The sequence below is a fragment of the Natronorubrum daqingense genome (genome assembly GCF_001971705.1).
Classification (GTDB): Archaea; Halobacteriota; Halobacteria; order Halobacteriales; family Natrialbaceae; genus Natronorubrum; species Natronorubrum daqingense.
Map to the genome: position 1 here is coordinate 48,994 of NZ_CP019330.1, position 6,000 is coordinate 54,993.

The window sequence follows — 6,000 nt, forward strand, 5'->3', positions numbered from 1 at the left end:
GGCCTCCCCGCGCCACCGTCCCACCGTGCGATTTTGGTGCTAACTTCCCAACTCGAGTACCAGTACATATATTCATAGGATCGTGAAATTCTTTAGTTCTGATAAGGCTTTCAAACCTGATAATTAGGCAGCGATAGAGACCTTCCAGCCACCACTTGAACGCGCTCACGTCGCCGATTTCGACACTCTCGAAGCCCAACCGGAAACAGTTATAGATGGCCGACACAACCCACGCGTATGTCTGACCGCGGTCCTCTGTCGGAACGCGCCCTCGCCAGAACGTACGAGAGTACGTCCTACACCGACGCGTACGAAACGGTCGAAGAGTACCGGCGCGTGATGAGCTACGCCAGCAGGCACCCGAATAAGGGATCGACGTCGATCGCGTCGACGTTCGACCTGCCACGTGGCCGCGTCCGACCGTGGATTGAACACGTCTCAGTACCCGACCCTGTCCGCGCGATTGAGACGGCGCGTGAGTATGGTTGGCTCGAGGCCGATCTCGACAGCCCGACGTTCACTGCGCTGAACACTCTCGTCGCGAACGTGTTCTCTGGAGGGTCGATTTCGACAGCCCACTATGCGCCGACCTTCGCGTTGAACCATCACGGCGAACACTCACACGTAGTCGACGCGCTCGAGTCCTCCAACATCGAGTTCGACGTAATCGAGCGCGATGGCCGAGCTGATGAAGCACGGCCCGCAACCGACGGCACGATTCTCGGCCGCACGCTGGCGGTTCTCGGTGCACCCGTGGGTCCGAAAGCCGAACAGCGACTCGAGTTACCGTCATACCTGAGTGATGCACCCGAACCCGTTCGCGAACGATTCGTCCACTCGTATCTCAAGAACCGGGCGGTCGAGCACAACCAGAAAGACACGCTGACGATCCAAGAAGAGCGGAACCGAGACTATCTCGAGTCGCTGTGCGAGCTCATCGATTCGGTGGTCGACGAACGCGTTGTACTCGGAGAGCGCCATATCGTCATCTCGGCGGACGCCGCTCGTTCGCTCGGGACGGTTCGATAGATTCGGCGCATTTTATCACCTGATAGCGACAGTCGTGTCTATGGAGGTGATGAGTCACGATGGTCAAACGCGAGATCGAAGTGCCCGAACCGTTGGATTCGTGGGTGATGGACGAGTTCGGGGACGTTGCGACCTCGCGTGCCGAGGCGTATCGCATGGCACTCGCGTATGCAAAACGCGAGTACGAGCTCGAGGACAAGCGGGCCAGTGAGTAGGGCGCTCGTCAGTCACATTTTAGGACCGTCTCCGTATTCAATCCAGCGACTCGAGTAGCAACCATCTCACTGCGTACAACTCGCCTGTATTCTCCCCCTAAACTACGGGCAATTCCCCAGTAGCTTATCCGCTTATTTCGGGCACTATACGGGTTTGTTCCCGGTACTTTCATGTAGTAGGGAGTATTTGTAATTGGTAACAGGTCATCGCCACGGTAATCGTCCTGAAACGGGGCCGGAATGACCGGACTCGGCCTGAAGGCAGCACCCTTGAGGGTGGCCGGTTGGCGAGGCTTTCCGACCGGTAAAACGGTTGGAAAAACAATCAGCTACGCTTCTCCCAAACCCATGCCCGCAACTAAAACACAGCCCGATGAGTCGTCAGACCGTCCATCGCTCGAGCGAGCCCAATACGCTCGCTACGATCACTGGGGCGAAGACGACGAAGATGAACAACTCGAGAGAACAGGCCACAGCGAGCTTCGCGGGACGACGAAAGAGGACTCGTTCTCCCATTTGTGGCTTAAGCAAACTAGTGAGGGGTTACTGGACCCGATCGCACTCAACGAGCCACCGGAGGATGGCTTACACGAGTACGAGGGCGAAGTGATCGAACTCTCGGATGCAGCCGAGTACCCGCCGACGAGGAACAACCGAAAAACGCCCCAGACACAGATGCAGAAGAAAGCACCGTCGACGAGACGCTGGCGAATCTCGGAGGTTGGGCACGTCACGTTTGGGGGGATAATCCCCGACCGAGGAAAAGACGAGCTGCGGGATCTCATCGATTACGTCACGGCGAACATGAACAACGTGAGCGTCCCGCCGCGAAATCGGCGTGAAATCCGAGACCGGGCCATGCGAATGAAGGAATCAGGGCGATACCACGACACGCAGATCATGCGGCAGGTTGCGACGTGGGTTTTAAACCCGAACGAACTGCGCGACGATAACTGAGAGAACCATTTCCAATGACACAAAACAATACCAAGAGCAACAGCATCCGCCTCGGTTCTCGGACTAGCCTGATTGCAGTTGTCTTCGCGGTCCTGATGGCGACCTCGATGGCAGCGATGCCGATCGCGGCGGCTGGGTTCGACGACCCGGCACAGACAGCCCAACCCGAGATGCAGGACGGCCAGTTTGAGGATGACGCGCTTGCGGCGATAGGCGACGAAGCACTCTCCGCAGACGGTGGCGAGTCACTCGAGTCGATGAGTTCGGGTGACGAGTTGGATGCTGAGACTGCCGAATCGTTGAACGTCGACGCTGAGGATTCGGTTGAGTCGGATGGCGTTGTCTACTCTGCATCGGGGGACGAAACGGTGAAAGCGTTGGACGCAGAGACGGGCGAGGAAATCTGGGAGTCGACAGCCCACTCGGACACGGTGGGGTCGGTCGCGCCGTCGCCGGATGAGGATACCGTTTACTCTGGCTCGTACGACGACACGGTGAAAGCGCTGGACGCGGAGACAGGCGAGGAGATCTGGGAGTCGACAGCCCATTCGGACTCGGTGGAGTCGGTCGCGCCGTCGCCGGATGGGGATATCGTCTACTCTGGCGGGTCCGACAATACGGTGAAAGCGCTGGACTCGGAGACGGGCGACGAAATCTGGGAGTCGACAGCCAACTCGGGGGTTGTGTACTCGGTCGCGTCGTCGCCGGATGGGGATATCGTCTACTCTACCGGGTCCGACAACACGGTGAAGGCGCTCGATGCGGACGATGGCGAGGAGATCTGGGAGGTCGACCTTTCGAGTAATGTGATGTCGGTCGCGCCGTCGCCGGATGGGGAAATCGTCTACTCTGACTCGACCGACGACACGGTGATAGCGCTGGACGCGGAGACGGGCGACGAAATCTGGGAGTCTACAACCCACTCGGGCTCGCTGCGGTCGGTCGCGCCGTCGCCGGATGGGGACATCGTCTACTCTGGCTCGTTTGAAGGCACGGTGAAGGCGCTGGATGCGGACGGTGGCGAGGAAATCTGGGAGTCGACAGCCCACTCGGACACGGTGCAGTCGGTCGCGCCGTCGTCGGATGGGGACGTCGTCTACTCTGGCTCGGACGACGACATGGTGAAAGCGCTGGATGCGGGCGATGGCGAGGAGATCTGGGAGTCCGACGCCCACTCGGGCTCGGTGGAGTCGGTCGCAACAACCGGAATGTTTGCCGCCGGCGACCCAACCACTGGCGTCGTCGAAGACCAATCCGGCTCGCCAGTTGAAAACGCAACCGTCGCGGCACAGGGTTCGAACCCACCGAACTTCAGCGAAGACTTAATCGAGGACCTCGAGACCGAAGCCGAAAACGCCGATGAACTCGTCGAAGAACTTGGTGATCTCCCCGAGGAGTTCGATGAGTTCCAAGATGAGTTCGAAACCGGTGACCACCTCGTAGACGCCGACGACTGGGCAGACGATATCGACGCAACGTACCCACTCGTACACGAAGAAGACGACTGGGGCGTTGGCACGACCACACTCGTCCAATCGAGCGTAGATGACCCACAGATGCAAATCGATAGCGGCGAGACGGTCGTCATCTCGCTGTGGGACCCAGCGGAAGATGGCTGGGTCGAGAATCAGGTCGATGGCTCGTTCCCCGGTGCAGCCACCGAGGGCGACGTTGAAATCCGACAGATCGACCCGTTCGGCGACCCACTCGACACGGAGACGCATTCCACACAACCAGAATACGAGACGACGGGCGCGAACCCGATATCGACGAACGAACACCACGCGGTCAAGACCCAACTCTCGACTGGGATCTACCAGGCCTACCCTGAAGACCACCCAGAACGCGCGTACACGTTCACGGTCGGTGAGCCAACAGACCTCGTAGACAACTTCGCGGACGACCTCCGCGATGAAGCTGGCGACCTCACGGAACGCTCGCAAACACTCCAGAACCTCCGCGATGAGGACTTCATCGTCACTGAGCGAACGTCGACGAACGAAGACGGCGAGTTCGAAATCGACATTCCAGAAGGCACGGAACACGCCCAACTCCAGGCCTATCAGGCTGACTCTGAGATCATCGACACACTCGAGGATATCCGCGAAGACGAGTTCGACGAGGATGACCCACCGGGAATCGAGGATATCGAACTCTCGGACCTTCGTGACTACCAATCTGACTTCGACTACAACGGCAGCTTCCACTTACCGGCTGAAAGCCGGTCCGTCGATCCCGGCGACCAGAACGTGACGGTCCAAACGTACGGCACGACTGATCTACCGTTCGGCGATATGGATCGCTACGATTCCATCGAGGAATTCCTCGAAGAACAACGCCTCGATGACCGAGTCAGCGATATCCAAGACGAGTACGACGAGGAGTTCGCGGAGATGGATGAGGCGCGACTCGAGGCAACCTACCAGATGCACGTTCCGATCGTGGAAACGGTACCGAACGCCGAAGATAACTACCTGAACGAAAGCGAGTTCGACGAGATTCAGGATGCTGACGACCTCGATCGCGACGAGCTCGAGACAGAAACCGAGTTGATGCAAGAGGCGACGGTCGACCTCGATAACATCGGCACTCCGGACTGGGACGAAGACCATCTCGAAATCGATGATGGTGAGTTACAGGTTGAGATTCCACTCCCAGCGGTCGACCATGATTCGGTCGCCCCAGAAATCCACTGGGCAGATGGTAGCTCTGACAGCATTGACGAGGATTACTACTCGATCGAATCGAACGGCCTGTTCGGAGAGGATACGCTGGTTATCGAGGAGTTCCCGATCGACGCTGACGACTCAGCGATGTTCGACGTCCGCGTGACGGGCGGAGGAGACGATGGGATGCTCGACGACCGGATTAGCGGACAGAACCCCGCGTTCGAGGGCGAAGTCCCCGATATCCGATCGGTCGACCTCAACACCAAATCGCCGGGTAGTTCGGACCGCGTCAGCATGACGTTCCGACCGGACGATGACTCGAGCTTCGGCGACATCTCGGACGTGCAAGTCACGAACCCTGAGGGCGAGTCGGTCAACACGAGCACCGAAGACGATAGCGCCACGTTCACCACCGATGGCGCGGGCCAACACCGCGTGCAGGCAACCGTCACGGATAGCACGGGATCGGAGTTCGTGAAAACGTTCTCCATCCGCGCACTCGAGGACCCGCGCTCCGATCCACCAACGATCCGCGCGGAAACCGGCGTCGGTGACGAAACGTTCGCACTCGCCGGCGAAGGACTTCGAGATGCCGAAGTCGCAACCGATGGTGGCCAACTCGAGGCCACAGCCGTCACGCACGAAGGCGACACACCCGGCTCAATCCACCTGAAGCCACAGGGTGCACTCGAAGGCACGACCCACGATATCGATATCACGGTCGTGGAGGGCGAGAACGAGCGGTCGGTCTCCTCGAATATCGAGACGGTGATCCACTTCGACTCGCTGCAAGCTGGCGACGACAGCACCGTCTGGCGAGGCGACTCGGGTGCGCTCTTCGGCGACCCACTGGACTTCGATGGGTCGACGCGCTACGGTGAGATGATCGACCGAAGCGATGACGATGACGAGAAGTACGTCCTCCGCAGCTACACCGAGGGCGATGGCTCCGTCAGCTTCGATATCGACGAAGATCCGGGCAGGATCTCGTCGTGGGAGCACCGGATTGCACTCTCACTCCCAAGTCTCACGTTCCCGTTCTCGCCACTGTCTGTCGCCGGTGGCGCGGTTCCAGTCGTCTTCGGAGCCGGCTGGTTCGTCTATCGGCGGCACGGATTCGCAGGGTGATA

Annotated in this window: 4 protein-coding genes; all 4 read left to right on the top strand. The window is 59.3% G+C overall.

The features are described from left to right. The first annotated feature begins 237 nt into the window (after positions 1 to 237). The 4 genes from BB347_RS18745 (at position 238) to BB347_RS18755 (ending at position 5,998) form a co-directional block, all read left to right on the top strand. Entirely contained in the window at positions 238 to 1,029 is a 792-nt protein-coding gene (locus BB347_RS18745) for a hypothetical protein (RefSeq protein ID WP_076584188.1), read from the top strand. A gap of 59 nt (positions 1,030 to 1,088) precedes the next feature. Beyond that, positions 1,089 to 1,244: a hypothetical protein gene (locus BB347_RS19145; RefSeq protein WP_157525036.1), complete on the top strand. Its 156-nt coding sequence runs from the start codon at positions 1,089 to 1,091 to the stop codon at positions 1,242 to 1,244. Between the two features lie 348 nt (positions 1,245 to 1,592). Continuing rightward, on the top strand, positions 1,593 to 2,201 hold the full coding sequence (locus BB347_RS18750) for a hypothetical protein (RefSeq protein ID WP_076584186.1): 609 nt from the start codon (positions 1,593 to 1,595) through the stop codon (positions 2,199 to 2,201). 14 nt (positions 2,202 to 2,215) lie between these two features. After that, the gene (locus BB347_RS18755; protein ID WP_083687828.1) at positions 2,216 to 5,998 is read left to right on the top strand and encodes a WD40 repeat domain-containing protein; all 3,783 of its coding nucleotides are present in this window, start codon (positions 2,216 to 2,218) and stop codon (positions 5,996 to 5,998) included. The last annotated feature ends 2 nt before the right edge of the window (positions 5,999 to 6,000 follow it).

Coding starts and splice junctions, on each gene's coding strand:
- BB347_RS18755 (WP_083687828.1), top strand. CDS start 2,216: ATGACACAAAACAATACCAAGAGCAACAGCATCCGCCTCGGTTCTCGG.
- BB347_RS18745 (WP_076584188.1), top strand. CDS start 238: ATGTCTGACCGCGGTCCTCTGTCGGAACGCGCCCTCGCCAGAACGTAC.
- BB347_RS18750 (WP_076584186.1), top strand. CDS start 1,593: ATGCCCGCAACTAAAACACAGCCCGATGAGTCGTCAGACCGTCCATCG.
- BB347_RS19145 (WP_157525036.1), top strand. CDS start 1,089: ATGGTCAAACGCGAGATCGAAGTGCCCGAACCGTTGGATTCGTGGGTG.